The organism is Metabacillus idriensis (assembly GCF_009674765.1).
Lineage (GTDB): Bacteria > Bacillota > Bacilli > Bacillales > Bacillaceae > Bacillus_P > Bacillus_P idriensis.
Genome location: NZ_WKKF01000006.1, coordinates 154507 through 174257 on the forward strand (window position 1 = coordinate 154507; position 19751 = coordinate 174257).

Genomic DNA, 19751 nt, shown 5'->3' on the forward strand with positions numbered 1-19751 from the left:
ATAACAAGGGAGGATTATGTATTTGCTTCTTTATTTGGACCGGTCGAGCTTTCCGAAAAGCTGGATCAGCTGATAAAGTTCTTCATCTGTATAGCACTGAAAACGCTTTGAAAAAAATTCCGTTTTCTTACTTTCAAATTCTGTTAAGACAAGATGGCCTTGATCAGTCAGTTCGATTACGGTGATGCGGCGGTCATTAGGGGACCTTTTTCTTGTAATAAGGTCTTTGGCAAACAAAGAATCCGTTACAGTAGTAATATGACTTGCTGAAACATCCAGCTCTTTTGCCAAAACACTTGAATTTAACGGACCGTTATCTTTTAAGCTTTTAAGAACAATAAATTCGTTTCGCGACAAGACATTGCTAAGAACCTGGTTAATTTCATTTCTGAGCTGCCGAACGATATTCCTCATTAAAGATTCCATTTCATACATCATTTGTTCACGATTTTCCACTATTAAACCTCCTGGGCACACCAATAGAGAACAGAATCGTTCATCTACTTAAATATTCATTAAATGTAATGAAACAATCATAGATTGTCAAGAACAACTGAGGAAGAGAGCAGAATTCTGGGAATTAAAGCTGGAAATGATATAATTGGAACATAGATTCACAGAGGAGGAAATAAGATGACTGAGAAAAAAACAGAACTTGCTGCGTTTGCAGGAGGCTGCTTCTGGTGCATGGTCCAGCCGTTTGATGAACTTCCGGGCATCATAAGCGTAACTTCAGGCTACACTGGCGGACATAAAGAAAATCCAACCTATGAAGAAGTATGCAGCGAGACAACCGGCCACTACGAGGCTGTTCAAATTGCATTCAATCCGGATATTTTTCCATACGAGAGGCTGCTTGAGCTTTTCTGGCAGCAGATAGATCCGACAGATGCCGGCGGTCAATTTTACGATCGCGGAGATTCCTACCGCACAGCCATCTTCTTCCATAATGAAAAGCAGCAGCAGCTTGCGGAGGAATCCAAGAAAAAGCTTGAAGAAAGCGGTCGCTTCAAAAAGCCGATTGTGACTGAAATCCTGCCTGCCAAACCGTTTTACGAAGCGGAAGACTATCACCAGCAATATTACCAAAAAAGTCCTGTGAGATATAATCAGTACCGCAAAGGCTCCGGCCGCGATGCTTTCATTAAAGATCATTGGGATAAAAACAACCTAAAAGAAAAATTAACGCCCATTCAGTACGAAGTCACTCAAAACAATGGTACGGAACGTCCATTTCAAAATGAGTATTACGACCATGAGCAGGACGGCATTTATGTAGATATCGTTTCCGGAAAACCGCTTTTCAGCTCAACAGACAAATACGATGCAGGCTGCGGATGGCCAAGCTTTACTCAGCCAATTACAGAACATGAAGTTGTAGAGAAAAAAGATTTTTCACATTTCATGATCCGGACAGAAGTCAGAAGCAAATCAGCTGATTCGCATCTCGGACACGTGTTTAACGATGGACCGGGGCCAAACGGACTCAGATACTGCATTAACTCTGCAGCGCTCCGATTTGTGCCAAAAGACGACCTTGAAAAAGAAGGATACGGAAAATATTTGGTTCTATTTCAATAACAATGTAAGAGGACAGTCTGCGGACTGTCCTCATTTTTTTGGGGATGTGAATTAGCGAAAACAAAAAAGACAGCCTTGAAGCTGTCTTTTAAGATGTTTCTTTAAGTTTTGCGCTGACTACCAGCCGCTCAAGATGCGTCTTTTTCGTGCGGTCAAACGTCCCCGTACAAGTGATTAAATTCAGCTTCTTCTCCTGACTGAATCCAAAGATAGAAGGCAGTGGAGCATCATCATACGGGTAGGCTTTTTTATCCTGTACAACAAATGTTAACTCTTCACCATCTTTGCCGTAAACGATAACTTCTTCTTCGGGTTCGATGTCTTTTAAGCGGAAAAAAACAGCGGGTCCGGTTTTGTTGTCAACGTGGCCGGCGATGACTGAGTTTCCATTTTCACCTGGAAGGGCTCCGTTTTCATACCAGGCTGTAAGCTTGTCATCGGAAGGGAGCTCCATCGTCCCATCATCAGTCAGACCGACAGATTCGACGTTTGCTTCAATGTCTAAGGATGGGACAGCGATTTGTACAGGAATGATTCCTTTTTCAGAAGACTGTGTAATGTCCGGCTGAAAGCTTGCTGTCGCCGGCGCTTGTTCAGTTCGTTTTTCTATCTTTACTGGAATGACTTCCTCAACGGTTGCACATCCGGCCAAAAGCAAGAACAGGGCAGCGATTTTAATGGCTGGTTGCTTTTTTCTTGTAGCCATATACCATCAGAGCACCTAGTCCAAGAATAGATACTGCTGCGATTGAAAGATAGTTAGTTGTATCAGCAGCGGATGTCCCGCCCATGCCGGTTTTAGGCATTTCAGAAGGCATCATTGCAGGATCGGCAAGGACAAGCGCTTCTAAAGCAGGCTCTCCGCCAGCAAACCCAACTGCGATAACTGTATAAGCCATATTAGGTTTCAGTTCTGTTCCAGCAAGATCCAGGACAACATCTTCAGTTCCGGCACCTTTTACCTCTAAGTCATATAATCCAGGGTCAACTTCGATGTAGTCCGTTACACCTTTAAATTCTGCTCCAGGGAATAGCACGTCTCCGCCTTTAACTGCTACATCAACAGCAGGCGCATCAGGTGATAAGTGTGCAACACGCACTTTCGCTTTTCCTTCTGTGACCATGTTGTCATCGTTTAATACTTTTAATTCTAGTGAATCAAGCTTGTTAATGGCTGCAGCTGTATAATCCTTGCCTGCTTCTACTGTTAAATCTGCTGAGATAACAGGCTCTCCGTCAGCAACTGTGCCTGCTGCAAAAATTTCGACTTTATGATCGCCTGCAGGAACCATCATGTAATCTGTTGCTGCCTTAAACTCTGCGCCTTCAACAACTGTTTTTCCGTCAACAACAACATCAACTGCCGGTGCATCTGGAGAAGCATGTACAATTCTGACCATTGCATCATCTTCAGCTGCATAAACTCCTGTACCCAAAGCCAAAAGTAAAACCATTGCTGCCATCATTGAAAAGATCTTTTTCATTTTCCAACTCCTCTTTTAAATTGTTGGACATGAGTCCTTGTATTAAATGTAAACAAAAGTTGTACAAAGTGTATACAGTTAGAGTGTGCCGAATGTGCTCCTAAATTTTTCTCTGAAAAATCATCCTTTTCTGATAGAATCATAGGAATTTGATATAATCTTATAAACGACTTCACGAGGAGAGGATCACTGTGGCAATTAAAGGATTTGAACATGTAGGGATACAAGTAGCAAATATAGAGAAATCGATTGAGTTCTATCAAACTGTTGCAGGGCTTGAGCTGATGGACCGATTTTTACATACAGATGGAAAAATGAAGCTTGCTTTTTTAGGAGTAAATGATTCCATAATCGTTGAATTAATTGAAGGGTACAATCCGAATCTTCCTGCAGAAGGAAAAGTCCATCACGTTGCTTTTAAGGTAAGCAATATTGAATCAGAAAAAGAAAGACTTCGCGGTCTAGGAGCCGAATTTATATATGACGAAATTACAACTTTGCCAAATGGAGCGAAATATCTTTTCTTTAAAGGTCCAGACGGTGAATGGATTGAGTATTTCGAACCGATGAATGGCTAGCATGATGAATTTTTCAAAAGAGCTGGATACAGCAGAAGAAGAGTATCTGCAATTATTTTGCCGTGTGAAAGATACCGCGCTTTATAAAGCTTTCAGGGATGATGCTCTGAAAGGGATGTACAGCCATCACTTTGCAAAAATGACGACTCCTTATCATCCCATTCTTTTAAGAGAAGTGCTCACAGCTTCAAGACAAGCTCTAAATCGCAGTTTCATTCATGTTAAGCTGCCTTTTAATGCAAGGGTAGATAAAAAAATGCTGTCCTATTTAACATCAGAAGACTATTTTTGTGATCTGGATTTGTATTATTACCACGATCTAAAACAAGTGGAAACGTGCGGCAATATTATCACAAAGCTTGGCGAGGGTGATGCTCTTCAAGATGCGTGCCGTGCAATGGAGCTTTATGATGCAAGACATATCAGCGCATCATTTGCAAAAAACAAAATGAAGCGGAAAAAGCCATTTTATCTTTCGAAAGAAATACGGCTTTACGTCTGTTATGAAGATGGAGTGCCTATCGGCAGCGCAGAGCTTTACATCTCGCCTGTCACAAACATTGCGAAAATTGAAGAGGTTGCGATTTTAGATGAGTATCAGCGCAAGGGATACGGCTCATCTTTTATGAAATGTCTCTTGAAAGAAGCCAAGCATCTCGGAGCGGCTTGTGCATACCTCATTACCGTCAATGAAGCATCATCCAGAGCTTTTTATGAAAAGCTGGGATTTGTAAAAGTTTTAGAGCAAGAGAACATTTTTAAGAATTTGATTTAAAGATCTTTTTTTCTTTTTTCAGGAAATGGGCGAATGCACATACGAGACAACCACCTACCTCATAAAGTAAGACTGTAAAGAAAATCAAAAATGAAGAGGTGTTTGTTCATGTACGGTTATGACTGCGGATGTTCTTATCCTTCTTACCCTGTTCAATGTGGCGGGTATGGAAGCAGCTTTGTATTGATTGTTGTCTTGTTTATTTTGTTAATTATTGTTGGTTCAGCTTACATTTGCTAGTTAAAAGCAGAAAGCCTCCTATTTGGGGGCTTTTTTCTTTGTCTAAGGCTGTTTTCGCATAGATTGTTGTTTTTCATGATAAATGTTGTCCGTTCCTTGCAGCGAGAGGAACTTGCTTTCCGCGGGGAGCATGGGAGCCTCCTCGGCGCCTGCCTGTGGGGTCTCCCATTTTGCTCTATTTCCCGCAGGAGTCAAGTTTATCCTCTGCAATCCACTCAAGTTTTTTAACATTTAGTCTAATAGCAACAATATTTACGAAACGAGCCTTGTCTAAAAAGTCCAGGATACACTTTGGTATAATAGAAGTGCAAAATTATAAAATGAAGTGAATAAATATAGGAATTAATTCCCCATTTTGTGTTTTAATAGGAAAAATTTGAAATAAAATTGCTATTCACTTGTCGAACTGTTATGATGAAGAAGAATTATTTTTGTTCGCAGTACAAGTTTCAAAAAGCTTACGTCTTGATTGAAATGAACATGAACAAGAATAGTAATACATTGTGTGTTTACACACTAGGAGGCAACATAACATGGAACAAGGTAAAGTAAAATGGTTTAACTCAGAAAAAGGTTTTGGATTCATCGAAGTTGAAGGTGGAGAAGATGTATTCGTTCATTTCTCAGCTATTCAAGGTGAAGGCTACAAAACATTAGAAGAAGGCCAATCAGTTACATTTGAAACTGAGCAAGGTCAACGTGGACTTCAAGCAACTAACGTTCGCAAAGCATAATCCATATAATTGTCCGGGCAGCCCTTATTACAGGGCTGTTTTTTTGTATGCTGATTTAATTAATAACAATCTTTATACAAAGCTGTTTTCGCATAGATTGTTGTTTTTCATGATAAATGTTGTCCGTTCCTTTCCGCGGGGGGCACGGGAGCCTCCTAGGCTTTGCCTGTGAGTCTCCCATTTTGCTCTATTTCCCGCAGGAGTCAAGTTTATCCGCTGCAATCCACTTACGGTTTTTAACCTTTAGTTTAGTCTAATAACAACAATATTTACGAAAAGAGCCTAAAACAAAAAGGACCTCAAATGAAGTCCTTTTTCAAGTCATTCTAATCAGTCATTCAAAACCTTTTCAAGCGTGCTTCTTGTTTTGGGGCCATAAATCCCGTCGTCTGCTAAATCAGGGAAACGCTGCTGAAATTTAAGGACGGCACCTTCTGTTTTAGGGCCATAAACTCCATCCTCCACAAGCCCTGAACCAATGTCATTTAAGCCTTGCTGAAGTTTTAGAACGTCACTGCCTCTGCTTCCAAGCTTAAGTATGGTATTCGGAAGGCCGAATGTATTGACTTCGATTGAGAGAACCTCATGTGTTTTCGGTCCGTAAATTCCGTCCGCTTTTAATTCTTTTTTAGCTGTCTGATAAAAATAGACGGCTTTCGTTGTTTTCGGGCCAAAAACACCATCGACTGTTAACGTTGCTTCGGCTGCTTTATTTAAGGAGCGCTGAATGATTTTAACGTTTTCACCACGTGAGCCTTCTTTTACAATTCCAGACTCAGGCAGAGTAAAGATATAAGGGATATGTTCTTGAGCGCTGCTTGCCTGAGGCGCAGTCATCATTAATGCGGATGCCGTAAAGATCGCTGCTGAAACCATTTTCCATTTTTTCATATTTTCTCTCCCCTTTATTTTGGTTTACATGCATGAGACGGAGGGAAGAAGAGAATAGTTTCAAATTTTGTTAAAATTTTCATTTTATTTTATAGATGAAACTTATTCCATGTTGAATCGTATTAAGAGGAGATTGCTTTTTATAAAAAAGATTAAAGGAGAAATCAATGGAATTATTAATTGCTTATGCGGCTGTGTTTATTATGGCAGCCATTCCGCTGTTTGAAGTTTACGGAGTGATTCCGATTGGGATACTTGCAGGCCTTTCGCCACTCGCAGTTTCTGTCGTTGCCTTCTTAGGAAATGCGTTTACAGTCATTTTACTTATAGTGCTCGTTGATAAAGTCAAAAGCTGGCTGCAAAGGAGAAAGATGAAAAAACATTCAGGTATGAATGTGATGAATGAAGAAGCTGTGTCTCTTGAAGACGAAAATTCAAAGAAGTCAAAACGGGCAAAAAAAATCTGGAACCGCGCCGGTCTTCCAGGATTGACGATTATAGGCCCGCTTTTGGTAGGCTCTCATTTAGCTGCTTTTTTAAGCATGAGCTTTGGATCAAAACGGATGGTTGTTAGTGGATGGATGCTCGTCAGTTTAGTCATCTGGTCTGCTGCTGCAGGTATTGGAACCTGGCTTGGCGCTGACTTCCTTACTGCAGAAGGTCAATACGAAGGTTTTTTAAAAGATTTCCTTGAAAAATAAATTGCAGATCCATGTCTAAAAAACAAACCATCAGTCGGTTTTTGTAGGAATCTATTAAATCAATTAAAACTCTCCCTTAGCGTTCTTCTCATAGAAGAACGCTATTTTCATGGTTTAGGAAATTATAAAATGTAATAGGTTGTGGATATTTAAATAAAGTTATCTACGGTAAGCGCAAGCGCCTAGATCCTCGGTCAGAACAAATCCGTCAAAAAAGGCGGGACCCGGACATTTTGGCGGATTCTTATCTGCCTGTCGGAGCGGGCCTTGGCGCTTGCGCTTTTGTTCTGTGGAATCTCCTATAATCACTCATATCTATCTACTAGCGTGAATATAATTTCGGGAGACTGCACAAAGGATTTTTTAGGAGGGGAGGAGACCCTGCTCTTGATCGATACAATATTTATCAGTCATGCTCACCGTGATGAAGCATACGTGCGGGAATTGGTTAATTTGCTGACGATGATGAAGGTGCCAAATATCGTCTGCAGTTCATACCCTGGCTATCACATTCCAAATGATGAGGACATATACGAATATCTTCACAAAAAACTAAGCGGCAATTCATGGGTCATTTATGTGCTGTCTGAACATTATTATAGAAGTCCCGCATGCCTGAACGAAATGGGCGCCTGCTGGATTTTGAATAAGAAATACACCGCCATCTTAACGCCCTCTTTTGATTATAAGGAAATGAAGGGAGCCATAAATCCGAATCAGATTTCGTTTAAGCTGAATGACTTGGACCGCCTTTATGAGTTTCTTGAGAATGCGAGAGAGGTTTTTAAGCTTGAGAAACCTCCGGGAACATTTTTGGTGAAAATATGCGAGCAGGCCGTTCGAAATGTCAATCAGCTTGCTGATGACGAAAAAAGAGACAGGAAGCTGATTACCTGCCATTTAGAGGGAATCCGGATTGATCCTAAAGAAAGTCTTTGCCTCCAAATCAGACTGCGTTTAAAGAATCCTGAGGATCATGATATACAGCTGGATGTGCTGAAAATAGGGCTGTCAGATGAAAATGGCTCTACTTTTAACTATACGCTTCAGCCGGCAGATATAAAATTGTACAGTCTGGAAAATAAAATTGTTTTCCTATCAGTAAAAATCGGAGATTCCAAGTATGAACCCTATTTGCATCAAAGTGAAAAAATAGATTTGAAATTCAGCAGGGATGTCTGGTAAGGGTTTCGATTTGATTGGAGGTATTGTGATGAAAGTTGAACTGAGTCCAGAGCAGAAAAACATAAGAAAGCAAATTGAAGAGAAACTGGATGTCATTGTGCATTTTCTTAATTTAACAAGAGAAGAACGGCAAAAACAATCATACGAGAAAATTGAAAAAGTGTATGCGGAAATGGGGATGGCAGCCCATAAATTGCATATGACTCTTGATCCGAAACCGAAGCTCCAGCGGGAAACGGTCCGGCTTCGGGGAATGAAGCCTGAGCATCCGGAATTTTATCACCATATTCGGCCTGTAGAAGAGCTCTTGAACTATTTGGACGATACGCATGCAAATGATGAGCCTGTAGATCAAACGCTAGGCGAGACCTTTTATCTGGATGTTTTTACACGGAAATGGGGGCATCTTGACAGGTATACTTTGCTTCGAAACGAAGAAGGATGGCTCATTAAGCACATGTCTCAAAGCGAGCAGGGAGGGCGGGACGCTGAACCAATCTTAAGCTATGTTCTCCGCCATGATCATGTTTCTTATCCCAGAAATTTAAGCTCGATTATGGAAGATATTTGGTACAGGGCAGCGGACGAAGGTTTATCCCGTGATGAAGTGCAGGGCATGCTTAAGGAAGTGTCTGAATGGATTTCCATGACAGAGCAAAATTATCCAAGCCATATTGCCCTGAATAAAAATAAGCAAAAGGGCTTTTTCTCTTAGGAAGCAGTCTTTCAACTAGGTTTTTAGGGGGAGTGAAACGTGGGGTATTATTTAAAAGCAGATGAAGATGTCAATTTATTTGTTGAGGACATTGGCCCAAAAGATGGCCGTGTCATCTTTTTCATTCATGGCTGGCCCGTTAATCATAAAATGTTTGAGTATCAGTTCAACCAGCTGCCCCGCCTTGGATTCAGGTGCATCGCCATGGACATTCGCGGCTTCGGCAAATCAGACAGGCCGTGGACCGGCTATTCCTATGATAGACTGGCAGAAGATGTTCGGATCGTGATCGATTCCCTTCAGCTTAAAGAAATTACACTCGCCGGATTTTCAATGGGCGGAGCAATTGCGATCCGCTATATGGCCCGTCATGCAGGACACCAAGTAACGAAACTTGCCCTTTTTGCAGCTGCAGCTCCTTCGTTCACTAAGCGCCCTGATTATCCGTACGGCATGTCCAAATCAGAGGTAAATAAATTGATAGACCAAACCTATAAGGACCGTCCGGAAATGCTATCGGGATTTGGTCAGATTTTCTTCTCAAAATATATTACTGAAAGCTTTAAAAATTGGTTCCAGGATCTTGGATTGGAAGGTTCGGGCCATGGTACAGCTTTGACTGCTGTATCTCTCCGGGATGAAGATCTCCGCTCTGATTTAGGAAAGATTTCTGTACCAACTGCTATTTTCCACGGAATGAAAGACCAGGTATGTCCGTTTATTTTTGCGAAGCTTATGCATGAGGGAATAAAAGATTCAGAGATAATTCCCTTTAAATACAGCGGACACGGCCTGTTTTATGATGAACTGGAGAAATTCAACCGGGAACTGGCAAGGTTTTTGGAATAGGCTCTGAATTTTCACATTGATTCATGCCTCTTTTGTAAGTATCATAAGGATAGCGTACATAAAGAGGGGGCACCATTTTTTGAAACAGCACGTTATATTTTACTCATTTGTTTTTCTGTTATGCTTTCTGCTCGGATTTATTCAAGCTCCGTTCTATTTGATTGCATTGCTGCTGATCTTTTCAATGAGCTGGTATATGTATATCCAAATCAGTCCGATTCTTTTTTCAAAGGATGTTCATAAATCTGAAAAATTCATCCTGAAGCATCAGAAAAACCCGATGTATCAGTTCTATTATGCCATTGCCAATAACTTGGACGATGAAGCGGAAGCAGCACTGGCTAAATTTAATGCCAAATACAAAAACTCTCACCGGCAGGCCTTAATGAACACATCTTTCGCACTCTATCGAAAGGATGTTTCAGAAGCTAAAAAACATGTCGTTTCTATCAAACCTCTTGTTTACCGAACTTATTATGAAGCCTTAATCGCAGCACAGTCCAGACAATATGATACAGCGAAAAGACTTGCAGAACAGCTCCCAAAAGGCTGGATGAAAGAAAGCGTGCTTGCTGAAATTTCTCAAAAACAAGGAAACAGAGCTTCTGCTAAACAACATGCAGTAAGTGCCTATGAGCAGACAAGGGGCTTGCAGAGATACTTAATCTATAAAAATAACGAAACTTATTTTGCATCTTAGGGCATCAATCATGGGATTGGTGTTTTTTGTATGATAAAAATACGTTCGCTATGTATTTGCACATGATCTTAAAGGGAGATTTGACTTACTTGCCAATCAGGATGAAATACTTGCCAGAATGCCTCTTTTACTAGCCGGAGATGGAAAAAAACTTTCCTGATTATATGAATACCATTCTTTTTCCAATTAATTCCTAGGCGGTGTTGTGAATAGGAACAAAAAAGATTTTTCTGAATAAATTGAAAGGAATAGTTGAAATTCACTGGAATGTATTGTAAACTCAAAAATAATTATTTGAAAAGTGATGAAAAGGACATGAGTCATTTTAAACGGTTTTCAGAGAGGGAAGGATTGCTGGGAGCTTCCTAACGCAGAAAATGAACTTACCGCCTTGATACTGCACGGAGGAAATGCCGTGCCGCAGACGCTGCGTTAAAGCGCTGGAGCCATTTCTTTTTTTTAAAAAAGGATGGAAAGCTGGGTGGAACCACGGGCAAACGCGCTCGTCCCTATTTTAGGGATGAGCGCGTTTTTTTAATTTCATAAAAAAGTACAGATAAGGACACGGGTCATTTAGCCGGTTTACAGAGAGGGAAGGAAAGCTGAGAACTTCCTAATGCAGGAGAATGAACTTACCGCCTTGGAACAGCACGGAGGAAATGCCGTGCCGCAGACGCTGCGTTAAAGCACTGGAGCCATTCTTTTTTTATAAAAAGAGAATGGAAAGCTGGGTGGAACCACGGGTAAACGCGCTCGTCCCTATTTTAGGGATGAGTGCGTTTTTTTATATTCTATCGAAATGAGGAGTGTTATAAGATGAAGAACAAATTATTATTGATGGATTTGGCCAGGGGCAATCAAGAAAGTAAAAAAGTGATAGGTGGCAAGGTAAATGGCAAGGTAGCAAGTTTGAATGACATAGTGGATGAGATCGAAGAAGTGCAGCTTATTACAATTGAATCTGATGAACGACAGGATTTCTTGAATCATACTTGCGCACAAGTTCTTGCACATGCGGTTAAGAGGTTGTACAAAGGAGCGATTTTGGGAAAAGGCTCTTTTCAAAACAGCGGGTTTTACTATGAATTTCAACTGTCTCACAGCATTCGCGCCGAGGAACTCCCAATGATTGAACAGGAAATGCAAAACATACTTGGTGAAAAGCTGGAAATCGAACGTCTGGAACTGTCATATGAAAAAGCCGCTGCACTTCTATCTGAAAAAGGAGAAGCATTGAAACTTGAGCTACTTCATGAACAAAGGGAAAATAACCCGATTTCCTTGTATAAGCATGGAGATTTTATCGATTTATACAGCGGGCCGCAGCTGCCTTCTGCGGAATTCATTAAAGCCTTTAAGTTATCTGCTGTTTCCGGCTCCTACTGGAAGGGCGATAAGAATAATCTAGTCATGCAGAGGATTTCAGGGATTGCTTTTGCCAGTAAAAAAGAATTAGCTCTTCATGTAAAAGAGATGGAAGAACTAAAAAAGCGGGATCACCGCAAGATTGGAAAAGAAATGGAGCTGTTCATGTTTTCAGAGGAAGCGCCCGGCATGCCTTTCTTTTTGCCAAACGGACAGCTGATGAGAAATGAGCTGCAGAATTTTCTCCGTGAGATTCAAGTGGAAGGGGGCTATCGTGAGGTGCAGACTCCATTGATGATGAATGAAAAGCTGTGGAGGCAGTCTGGACACTGGGATCACTATCATGAAAATATGTATTTTTCTGATGTGGATGAAGCGAAGTTTGCATTAAAGCCTATGAATTGTCCGGGACACATGATGATTTATAAAAACCAGCTATATTCGTACAGGGACCTTCCAATCAGACTCGCAGAATTTGGCCAGGTTCACCGGCATGAATACAGCGGTGCTCTAAATGGGCTATTAAGAGTCCGCACTTTCTGTCAGGACGATGCGCACTTGTTTGTCAGACCAGATCAGATTGAAGATGAGATGAAAAGCGTGCTTCTTCAGATTGACAAAGTTTATCGTACTTTCGGCTTTGATTATTCTGTTGAACTATCTACAAGACCACTAAACTCAATGGGTTCAGACCACCTTTGGAAAAAGGCGGAACAATCACTGAAACAAGTGCTTGAAGATCTTCATGTTGCTTATCAAGTGAATGAAGGTGACGGAGCGTTTTACGGTCCGAAAATAGATTTTCACATTAAGGATGCCATGAAAAGAAGCCATCAGTGTGCAACAGTTCAGCTCGATTTTCAAATGCCTGAGAAATTCAATTTAAGCTATATGGATGAAAAGAATGAGAAGCAAAGACCCGTTGTCATTCACAGGGCCATATCGGGGTCGCTTGACAGATTTCTCGGAATTTTGATTGAGCATTTTGCCGGAAACTTTCCATTATGGCTAGCACCCATTCAAGCAGTGATTGTCCCGGTGGCAGAAGTTCATCTTCATTATGCCGAAAAGCTGAAAAATCAACTTGAGAAATGCGGGTTACGAGTAAACTTAGACAGAAGCAGCGAGAAACTGAATTATAAAATCCGCATGGCACAAAAAAGCAGGGTTCCCTACATGCTTGTCATTGGAGATCAAGAGATTGAAAAAAACGAAGTGAATGTAAGAGTGCATGGCGGGAAAAGTTCAGAAGCTATGGCAATTGAACAGTTTAAGAGCATGCTTTCAGAAAAAATAGCTAAGCGGGAGCTCGGGTAAAGAGTTCTATATCAGATAAACGGAAGAAGAACTATAAAATCAATAGGTTTTCAGACTATTCTCTCATCTTCGCTTTATCTAGTTTACCATTCCTAATAAGTGGAACAAAGACAGTAAGGAGGAGTGAGATTATGACAAAAACATTGTGGAAATGGATGCTGCCGCTTTTTGCGATAGGGATGACAATCGGATGTACAGACAGGACTTCAGACGATACGGAAAAAACAACTATGGAAGAAGCGGCTGAAACGGCAAATGAAGAATTGAAATCAGGCGCAATGGCTGAGATAAAAGATAAGGAAAATAAAAATGTCGGAACGGTTACGTTTACAGAGCATGACAATCACATGATGATTGAAGCGAAAATGGAGGGGCTTGAACCTGGTTATCACGGTTTTCACATTCATGAAAAGGGTGTATGTGAGCCTGATGCAGAAGGAGGTCCATTTACAACAGCCGAAGGTCACTATAATCCTGATGAAAGCAGCCACTCTGAACATGCGGGGGATATGCCTTCCTTATTTGTAAATGAGGATGGCAAAGCTGAATTTTCAGCCGCATTTGACCGGGTAACCATGGAGCAGTTACTGGAACAGGAAAAAGCGATTATTGTACATGCAAATCCTGATAATGCTGCAAATATTCCAGACCGTTATCAATCAGAAGGGAAATCGGGACCTGATGAAGAAACGATGAAAACGGGTGATGCCGGTGACAGGCAGGCTTGCGGTGTGATAAAAAGTGAGGAAGAAAGTTAAAGAGTTGATTTCTGAAGGGAGCGATCGCTAAGGATACTGCTCTCTTTTTTTGTTGAAACCATTATACGATAGATATCTAACGTCTTTTTAATTTTCAATAAAATTTTCCTAATATTTCGAAACTAAATTCTGACTTCATTCGTATAAGTACTATTGAAAAGGAGGCAATGCGATTGAACTATAAAAATTATGAAAAGAAACACGTTTATGGAGTGATTGGTTTTTTGATTATTATCCTTATCCCTTATGCTTCAATTTTATTTCCTTTTATAGTAGCGGATGTCCTTTTTGCTTCTAACCTTACTTGGTTTTTTCAATTTTCTAATGAAACGTATTTGTTATACGGGGCGGGATTTTTATTGTGGGGGATCGCTGCATTAACTTTAGCCTTCAGAAATATTGATAAAAAGTCCATTGTCATCAGTGTTTTTATCTTATTTTTTAGTACCGCACCCTTAACATTTGGTGTCCTTCACCATAAAGAACTTAGTGATGAAGGAATTGCTTTTCATAACCTAATGTCTTTTGAAATTCAAAAGTACACTTGGGAAGAAGTTGACCACGTTGTCTTTCATTTATCAAAAGAAAGAAGTAAGCCATCCAGTATTGAAATTAAATTTAAAGACGGGAAGCAAATTATGTTTGTAAAAAATGATCACTTCACAGCTAACTACTATTTGTTTACTCAGAAGATGAGAGATTACAACATCGCATATGCTGATGAATAATCTTGGTTTTTCCTATATCATTCAATAAAAAAAACACACCATATGTCCAATTGGTGTGTTTCTTCTTAATTAAGCATCTTCAAGCTTAGCGCTTGCCAGTCCAAGTAAAACCCCTAAAATGGCACCGCCTACTACTTCTAAAGGCTGATGGCCAAGAACTTCTTTTAATTCTTCTGTTCGTTTAATATGACCGAGACCTGGAAGGTGTTCTGAAATAACCGCCATTTCGCCGTCAATATCGTTGATCAGCTTGGCAATTTCACCGGTGTGGCGTCTGATTCCCTGTGCATCATACATCACGATGATTCCGAAGATTACGGCAATCGCTGTTTCAATAGAAGATGTTCCATTTTTCGCTGCAACATAAGAGGAAAGGGCTGCAACGCCTGCTGAATGCGAGCTTGGCATTCCTCCTGTGGTCACTACTTGTTTTATATCCCATTTTCCCGATAGCCTCTTATATGTAAATACTTTAAGGCCCTGTGCAATGGCAATTGCACTTATAGCTGTAATGATTCCTCTATTCATCTTCTTTTTCTTTTTCATTGCTCTGTTTCACCTCTTATAAGTAGTAAGTGCGCTGTATGTAATGCGAAAACTCAGATGTAGCATAAATACCCCTCGCGGCTTATTCTAAACGTTATTATTTTCTAAATCGTGATAATTATTTAAGTGATGGCGGTAAAAATAATTATAAAATACGCTGTGTATAAAAGGGCTTGAAGGGAAAAAAAGACTGGCTGAAGAATAATCAGTAAACCCTATAAATGAACAGGGGATTTAATGAAGGAGGATATTAAATGAAAGAAAGTGATCTTCCATTGAAATTAGCCAAGCCTGCACGCCGGGCGCTTGATGGTGCCGGATATATGAGGCTGGAACAGGTTGCGGCGAAAAGCGAAGCTGAACTCTTGCAGCTGCATGGCATGGGGCCGAAAGCTATTGGGCAGCTGAGGGAAGCATTGGATGAAAAAGGGTTATCTTTTGCAAAATCAAATGCAGTTCATAAAAACTGAAATGTGTGCAATCAAAAAGCACACCGGAAAATGGTGTGCTTCTACTTTTTCACAATTTTAGAAGGATTGTTGATTTTATAAGGCACAGAAATCTCTAATAAGAATGCCTCGTCTTCGACATCTTTACCTTTAGGAAGGCTTTTCTTTACGATTTTACCGTTAAAATCAAGGTCATCTCCTGGAGAGAGCTCAAATTTTTTCAAGGTTTTGCTGTGTGAACACCAGGCAAGTCCAACTTCAAGCGGATCATCGCCATCAATTCGCACATCTTCCAGAACAACCACTTCGTCATTTTCTTCATTAAAATGATTCCAGCTCAGAGCAAATTGCTTCACTTTCCCTGTAAAATGAACTTTGTCATCTGGCAGTACAAGCTTGGCCGGTTTTTCTTTTTTCTCTTTTGCAGGTTTAGAAGGAGTTTTTATTTCTGATGCAGGCTCTGCTGGTTTAGCAGGTGCTTCAGGTTTTGGCTCCGACTTTACAGCTTCAGGCTCCGGTTTCAATTCTTTTCCGAAATTTGAGGACTGCATTTCTTTTAGATATGCAGGATGAATACAAGAAAGATTGCCGTCCTGGAATTCTATGATAATTGTGTAATTTGAGTCTCCAAAAGTCTGGTATCCTTTTATTGTGACAAGCCTCTGGTGGGTTCTGTCTTTGTACCAGTACTCTTTTTTTACTCTGAGGCCCCATTCTTTCACTTTTTCTTCATAATCTCCGTCATCGTCAAAAAATTCGTATTCTCCTGTTGGAGGGATATAATTCGTTAAGTTGGCGTCTTCAATATGAGGCAAAATGACTGCCATGCTCTCACGTCCTTTCATCTCTATTCTACAGGCTCTCTTCATGGAAAAAAAGCGAATGGCATTATTAGATGAAAGTTAATGGATAAGAGAAAATAGATTTTGGATAATATTCACAAATAAAAGATCGTTTGGTGTATCATTGACAGAACAGTACTAACGAAAACCAAGGTGATTCTATGGGGTATTGGAAAAATCCTGTTTTGCTGATCACAGGAATCGGCATTTCTTATTTAGGCAGCTAAACCGTGTTCAAGCCATCAAGAAATGATTTTTTTTGAAGAGAAAAAAAAGTGTGATTTCTGGATGCATATGATAGATAAGGCAGGTGTTTTAAAATGTTGTCATTTCCAGCTAAAACAACGAGAGAACAGAAAATGAATATGATCGAACTAATTAAAGAAAAACTGCTGAATACTTATGAACAAAAAATTGTTGCCATTGGAGCATATGGTTCAGTAGGATTGGAAACAGATCGACCTTACTCTGATATTGAACTTCATATCGTAACGGATAATGGATTCAGACTTCAGAATTATGAATTTGTCTATAAAGATTTTAAAATAGAGTTAAGTATGAATGAAAGAAACGAACTATTTAAAAAAGCCCGAATGGTAAATGAATCTTGGCCAATCACTGCAGGAGTCTATATTAACATTCTCCCAATATATGATCCGAATGATCTCTTCGAAGAATTAAAAAAACTTCATTTCAAAGCAGTGATGAAGCATTTAAGGAAGTGATGCGGGAGTTCATGATTTGGGAGCCATATGAAACGGTTGCAAAGCTAAGGAACTATGCGGCTGTGAAAAATGATGGCTACATTCCATTAGGAGCAAAGGACCTCACATGGCAGACTGCTAAACTGATTGGACTTGCAAATAAGAAATACTTCAGTACAAAAGCAAAGACACTGGAAGAAGCTATTTCAATGGATTCGAAGCCGTCTGGATTTAGAGAACTGGCAGTTATGGTTATGGAAGGAAAATTAAGTAATAAAGAAGATGTTTATCAGAAATGTGAAGATTTATGGGAAGGGCTGAATGAATGGTTTTGTGAACTTGATATTGAGTATCGGAGCATAGATCTTCCATTATGAATAACGAAGTGGCGTTTCTTTTAAAAGAATCGCCTTTTTCACGAGGAAAGCAAGGTGATACATATGAAACTGCGTCATGTAACATCAGCCGATTTCCATCTCATTTCACCTTTGCTAAATGAATGGTGGAGCGGAAGAACGATGACAGATATGCTGCCAAAGCTGTTTTTTGATCATTTTCAAGATACTAGTTTTATCATCGAGAAAAACGGAGGAATTATTGGTTTCCTAATTGGTTTTTTGTCTCAATCAAAGAAAGGTGAAGCTTATATTCACTTTGTTGGCGTACATCCGGATTATAGAAAAAACAAGGTGGGCCATGAGCTCTACGAGGAATTTTTTAAAATAGTAATGAAGCATGGCTGCCACACTGTCCGCTGCATCACATCTCCGGTAAACACTGGATCCATCCAATTTCACTTGAAGATGGGGTTTGAAATCTTAAGCGGTGACAAGACAGTCAATGGTATTCAAGTAAAGACAAATTACGACGGAGAAAATAAGGATCGTGTCCAGTTCGTAAAAAGATTAAGTTTGGAGGAGACAGAATGAGAAAGGGAATCATTCGCCCTTTAGTTATTTGCCCTTTTCAAAAGGATAACCGGATTTTAGTGGCAGAAGGGTTTGACGAAAGCAAATGGGAACATTACTATCGTCCAATCGGCGGGGGAATAGAATTTGGAGAAAGCAGTGCTGCTGCACTTGCAAGGGAAGTTGAAGAAGAAATCCAGGCAGCTATTTCTAATGTTTCCTATCTAGGAACCATTGAGAATATTTTTTTCTATAACGGAGAACAGGGGCATGAAATCGTACAGGTCTGTCATGCAGAATTCACTGATCCGTCTTTCTATGAACTGGAATCGTTTGAAGGCATAGAAGATAATGGGACAGCTTTTAAGCTTTATTGGAAGTCTTTAAGTGAGTTTGAAGATGGAAACCTGCATTTAGTACCTGAGAATTTACTGGAACTGCTGAAAAGGAAGGGCGGGTACTAGACATGGAATACAAAGGTTCAGCGGCTTATGATCAACAAGAATTTTTTGATCGGTATATGCAAAGAAGGCATAGAACGGAAAGTCCAAATACGAGCATAGAAAAACCGTCATTTTTTGAATTAATTGGAGAAATAAGCGGGACACATATATTAGATTTAGGCTGCGGAGATGCATCTCTTGGAATGGATTTGCTGAACTTGAATGTCAGTTCTTATACAGGGATAGATGGCTCAGCAAACATGTGCCATAAAGCGGCTGAAACTTTAAAAGGAACAAAAGGAAGGGTTATCCAGTCCACAATGGAAGAATACAGTTTTCCGCCAGCTGAATTTGATCTTGTTGTTTCACAAGTTGCCCTCCATTACCTTGAAGATTTTGCTGGAATCGCTAATAAGGTTTACCAAACTTTAAAATCAGGCGGCAAATTTGTATTTAGCGTCCAGCATCCTTTGCTCACGGCTTCCTTTAAGAGCATGACTGAGTCCGGCAAGAAATCTGATTGGATTGTCGATGATTATTTTCACTCAGGAAAACGGACAGAGCCATGGATTGGCGAAGAAGTAGTAAAGTATCACCGGACAACTGAAGAATACTTTACAGCTCTGCAAAATGCAGGTTTCTTGATTTCTGGGTTAAAAGAGGGCACACCGCAAGCTGCAAACTTTGATGACCCTGAGGAATATAAAAGAAGAATGAGAATTCCATTGTTTTTGCTGTTTTCTTGTGAAAAACCACCTACATAATGAAGATCTGTAAGTCTTTTTCGTTATTAGAGTATCTAAAGGAGAGCCAAAATGAAAAATAATGATGATTATTATGTGAAAGAAATGAATGTGCAGATAAGAGACTTTAAGATGCATGCTAAATTATATGGAGCAAAAAAGGGAAATTCGACAGTTATTATGGATGCTGGCTATGGGGATTATTCCAAGACATGGGCATCCATTATTCCTGAGATTTCAAGGTTAACACAAGTGTTAGTTTATGATAGATCAGGCTTAGGAAAAAGTGAAAGAAGCTCCTATCCAAGAACCAGCATCGAAATGGTTAAAGAGCTAAAGGAACTCCTTCTGAAGCTGAATATCAATGGACCTTATATATTAGTAGGTCATTCTTTTGGAGGAGTGAACGCACGCGTTTTTGCCAGTCAATATCCACATGAGTTATCATGAACGAAACTAGCTCCTTACTCGTAACATCGTAGGTTAATTTGGTTAGAATGTTTACTGGAAAAAAC

The 19751-nt window shown here is 40.1% G+C and carries 25 protein-coding genes, 1 pseudogene and 1 other annotated feature; of the genes and pseudogenes, 20 read left to right on the forward strand and 6 right to left on the reverse strand.

The genetic code is table 11. From position 1 onward, the window contains the following. Positions 1 to 30: 30 nt before the first annotated feature. A complete protein-coding gene (locus GJU41_RS17915) occupies positions 31 to 456 on the reverse strand; it encodes a MarR family winged helix-turn-helix transcriptional regulator (RefSeq protein ID WP_170292826.1) in 426 nt (141 codons plus the stop codon). Positions 457 to 633: 177 nt separating this feature from the next. Here GJU41_RS17915 and msrA point away from each other — a divergent pair, with 177 nt between their 5' ends. Continuing rightward, positions 634 to 1581, forward strand: a complete 948-nt coding sequence (gene msrA / locus GJU41_RS17920; protein WP_154319200.1) for a peptide-methionine (S)-S-oxide reductase MsrA — start codon at positions 634 to 636, stop codon at positions 1579 to 1581. An 88-nt stretch (positions 1582 to 1669) separates the two neighbouring features. Here msrA and GJU41_RS17925 read toward each other — a convergent pair whose 3' ends face one another. Continuing rightward, positions 1670 to 2287 (reverse strand): class F sortase, encoded by a 618-nt coding sequence (locus tag GJU41_RS17925; protein ID WP_154319201.1) that lies wholly within the window; start codon positions 2285 to 2287, stop codon positions 1670 to 1672. Continuing rightward, positions 2256 to 3065 carry a DUF4397 domain-containing protein gene (locus tag GJU41_RS17930; protein WP_154319202.1) on the reverse strand — a complete coding sequence of 270 codons (810 nt, stop codon included), beginning with the start codon at positions 3063 to 3065 and terminating at the stop codon, positions 2256 to 2258. Before GJU41_RS17930 ends, GJU41_RS17925 begins: the two co-directional genes overlap by 32 nt. Before the next feature lie 191 nt (positions 3066 to 3256). On the opposite strand from GJU41_RS17930, the gene GJU41_RS17935 reads away from it, so the two are divergent. The 4 genes from GJU41_RS17935 (at position 3257) to GJU41_RS17950 (ending at position 5392) form a co-directional block, all read left to right on the forward strand. After that, entirely contained in the window at positions 3257 to 3643 is a 387-nt protein-coding gene (locus GJU41_RS17935) for a VOC family protein (RefSeq protein ID WP_170292827.1), read from the forward strand. Between the two features lies 1 nt (position 3644). Next, positions 3645 to 4418, forward strand: a complete 774-nt coding sequence (locus GJU41_RS17940) for a GNAT family N-acetyltransferase (protein ID WP_170292828.1) — start codon at positions 3645 to 3647, stop codon at positions 4416 to 4418. Positions 4419 to 4526: 108 nt separating this feature from the next. Continuing rightward, positions 4527 to 4658, forward strand: coding sequence for a YjcZ family sporulation protein (locus GJU41_RS17945; RefSeq protein WP_083328294.1), 132 nt, complete (start codon positions 4527 to 4529; stop codon positions 4656 to 4658). Between the two features lie 533 nt (positions 4659 to 5191). Beyond that, positions 5192 to 5392: a cold-shock protein gene (locus GJU41_RS17950; RefSeq protein ID WP_070877768.1), complete on the forward strand. Its 201-nt coding sequence runs from the start codon at positions 5192 to 5194 to the stop codon at positions 5390 to 5392. 330 nt (positions 5393 to 5722) lie between these two features. Here GJU41_RS17950 and GJU41_RS17955 read toward each other — a convergent pair whose 3' ends face one another. Then, on the reverse strand, positions 5723 to 6283 hold the full coding sequence (locus GJU41_RS17955) for a peptidoglycan-binding domain-containing protein (protein ID WP_070877769.1): 561 nt from the start codon (positions 6281 to 6283) through the stop codon (positions 5723 to 5725). Positions 6284 to 6450: 167 nt separating this feature from the next. On the opposite strand from GJU41_RS17955, the gene GJU41_RS17960 reads away from it, so the two are divergent. From GJU41_RS17960 to GJU41_RS17995, 8 genes are all read left to right on the forward strand, one after another. Further along, on the forward strand, positions 6451 to 6984 hold the full coding sequence (locus GJU41_RS17960) for a small multi-drug export protein (RefSeq protein WP_070877770.1): 534 nt from the start codon (positions 6451 to 6453) through the stop codon (positions 6982 to 6984). Between the two features lie 387 nt (positions 6985 to 7371). Next, positions 7372 to 8169 (forward strand): toll/interleukin-1 receptor domain-containing protein, encoded by a 798-nt coding sequence (locus GJU41_RS17965; protein WP_070877771.1) that lies wholly within the window; start codon positions 7372 to 7374, stop codon positions 8167 to 8169. Positions 8170 to 8197: 28 nt separating this feature from the next. Further along, complete coding sequence (locus tag GJU41_RS17970) at positions 8198 to 8884, forward strand: hypothetical protein (protein WP_070877772.1); 687 nt, start codon at positions 8198 to 8200, stop codon at positions 8882 to 8884. A gap of 39 nt (positions 8885 to 8923) precedes the next feature. After that, on the forward strand, positions 8924 to 9733 hold the full coding sequence (locus GJU41_RS17975) for an alpha/beta fold hydrolase (protein ID WP_070877773.1): 810 nt from the start codon (positions 8924 to 8926) through the stop codon (positions 9731 to 9733). A gap of 79 nt (positions 9734 to 9812) precedes the next feature. Further along, positions 9813 to 10433 (forward strand): hypothetical protein, encoded by a 621-nt coding sequence (locus GJU41_RS17980; RefSeq protein ID WP_154319205.1) that lies wholly within the window; start codon positions 9813 to 9815, stop codon positions 10431 to 10433. Positions 10434 to 10728: 295 nt separating this feature from the next. Next, positions 10729 to 10947: a binding site (T-box leader), on the forward strand. Positions 10948 to 11249: 302 nt separating this feature from the next. Beyond that, positions 11250 to 13115 (forward strand): threonine--tRNA ligase, encoded by a 1866-nt coding sequence (gene thrS, locus GJU41_RS17985; protein WP_154319206.1) that lies wholly within the window; start codon positions 11250 to 11252, stop codon positions 13113 to 13115. Between the two features lie 131 nt (positions 13116 to 13246). Beyond that, positions 13247 to 13873 (forward strand): superoxide dismutase family protein, encoded by a 627-nt coding sequence (locus tag GJU41_RS17990; protein WP_154319207.1) that lies wholly within the window; start codon positions 13247 to 13249, stop codon positions 13871 to 13873. A gap of 173 nt (positions 13874 to 14046) precedes the next feature. Continuing rightward, complete coding sequence (locus GJU41_RS17995; RefSeq protein ID WP_154319208.1) at positions 14047 to 14601, forward strand: hypothetical protein; 555 nt, start codon at positions 14047 to 14049, stop codon at positions 14599 to 14601. Between the two features lie 69 nt (positions 14602 to 14670). Here GJU41_RS17995 and GJU41_RS18000 read toward each other — a convergent pair whose 3' ends face one another. Further along, positions 14671 to 15147, reverse strand: a complete 477-nt coding sequence (locus GJU41_RS18000) for a divergent PAP2 family protein (RefSeq protein ID WP_224771464.1) — start codon at positions 15145 to 15147, stop codon at positions 14671 to 14673. A gap of 254 nt (positions 15148 to 15401) precedes the next feature. On the opposite strand from GJU41_RS18000, the gene GJU41_RS18005 reads away from it, so the two are divergent. Next, a complete protein-coding gene (locus tag GJU41_RS18005; RefSeq protein WP_154319209.1) occupies positions 15402 to 15617 on the forward strand; it encodes a helix-hairpin-helix domain-containing protein in 216 nt (71 codons plus the stop codon). A 41-nt stretch (positions 15618 to 15658) separates the two neighbouring features. Here the strand turns inward: GJU41_RS18005 and GJU41_RS18010 are convergent, their stop codons facing one another. Further along, positions 15659 to 16423 carry a hypothetical protein gene (locus GJU41_RS18010; protein WP_170292829.1) on the reverse strand — a complete coding sequence of 255 codons (765 nt, stop codon included), beginning with the start codon at positions 16421 to 16423 and terminating at the stop codon, positions 15659 to 15661. A 335-nt stretch (positions 16424 to 16758) separates the two neighbouring features. On the opposite strand from GJU41_RS18010, the gene GJU41_RS25065 reads away from it, so the two are divergent. The 6 genes and pseudogenes from GJU41_RS25065 to GJU41_RS18035 form a co-directional block, all read left to right on the forward strand. Beyond that, the gene (locus GJU41_RS25065) at positions 16759 to 17163 is read left to right on the forward strand and encodes a hypothetical protein (protein ID WP_224771463.1); all 405 of its coding nucleotides are present in this window, start codon (positions 16759 to 16761) and stop codon (positions 17161 to 17163) included. Further along, positions 17163 to 17519 (forward strand): kanamycin nucleotidyltransferase C-terminal domain-containing protein, encoded by a 357-nt coding sequence (locus tag GJU41_RS25070; protein ID WP_249042976.1) that lies wholly within the window; start codon positions 17163 to 17165, stop codon positions 17517 to 17519. The genes GJU41_RS25065 and GJU41_RS25070 overlap by 1 nt, the downstream gene beginning before the upstream one ends. Positions 17520 to 17582: 63 nt before the next feature. Then, on the forward strand, positions 17583 to 18071 hold the full coding sequence (locus tag GJU41_RS18020; protein WP_154319211.1) for a GNAT family N-acetyltransferase: 489 nt from the start codon (positions 17583 to 17585) through the stop codon (positions 18069 to 18071). After that, positions 18068 to 18514, forward strand: coding sequence for an NUDIX hydrolase (locus GJU41_RS18025; protein WP_154319212.1), 447 nt, complete (start codon positions 18068 to 18070; stop codon positions 18512 to 18514). Before GJU41_RS18020 ends, GJU41_RS18025 begins: the two co-directional genes overlap by 4 nt. Positions 18515 to 18516: 2 nt before the next feature. Continuing rightward, entirely contained in the window at positions 18517 to 19257 is a 741-nt protein-coding gene (locus GJU41_RS18030) for a class I SAM-dependent DNA methyltransferase (RefSeq protein ID WP_154319213.1), read from the forward strand. A 51-nt stretch (positions 19258 to 19308) separates the two neighbouring features. After that, positions 19309 to 19680: pseudogene (locus GJU41_RS18035) on the forward strand (alpha/beta fold hydrolase); the annotation flags it as partial. Positions 19681 to 19751 lie beyond the last annotated feature (71 nt).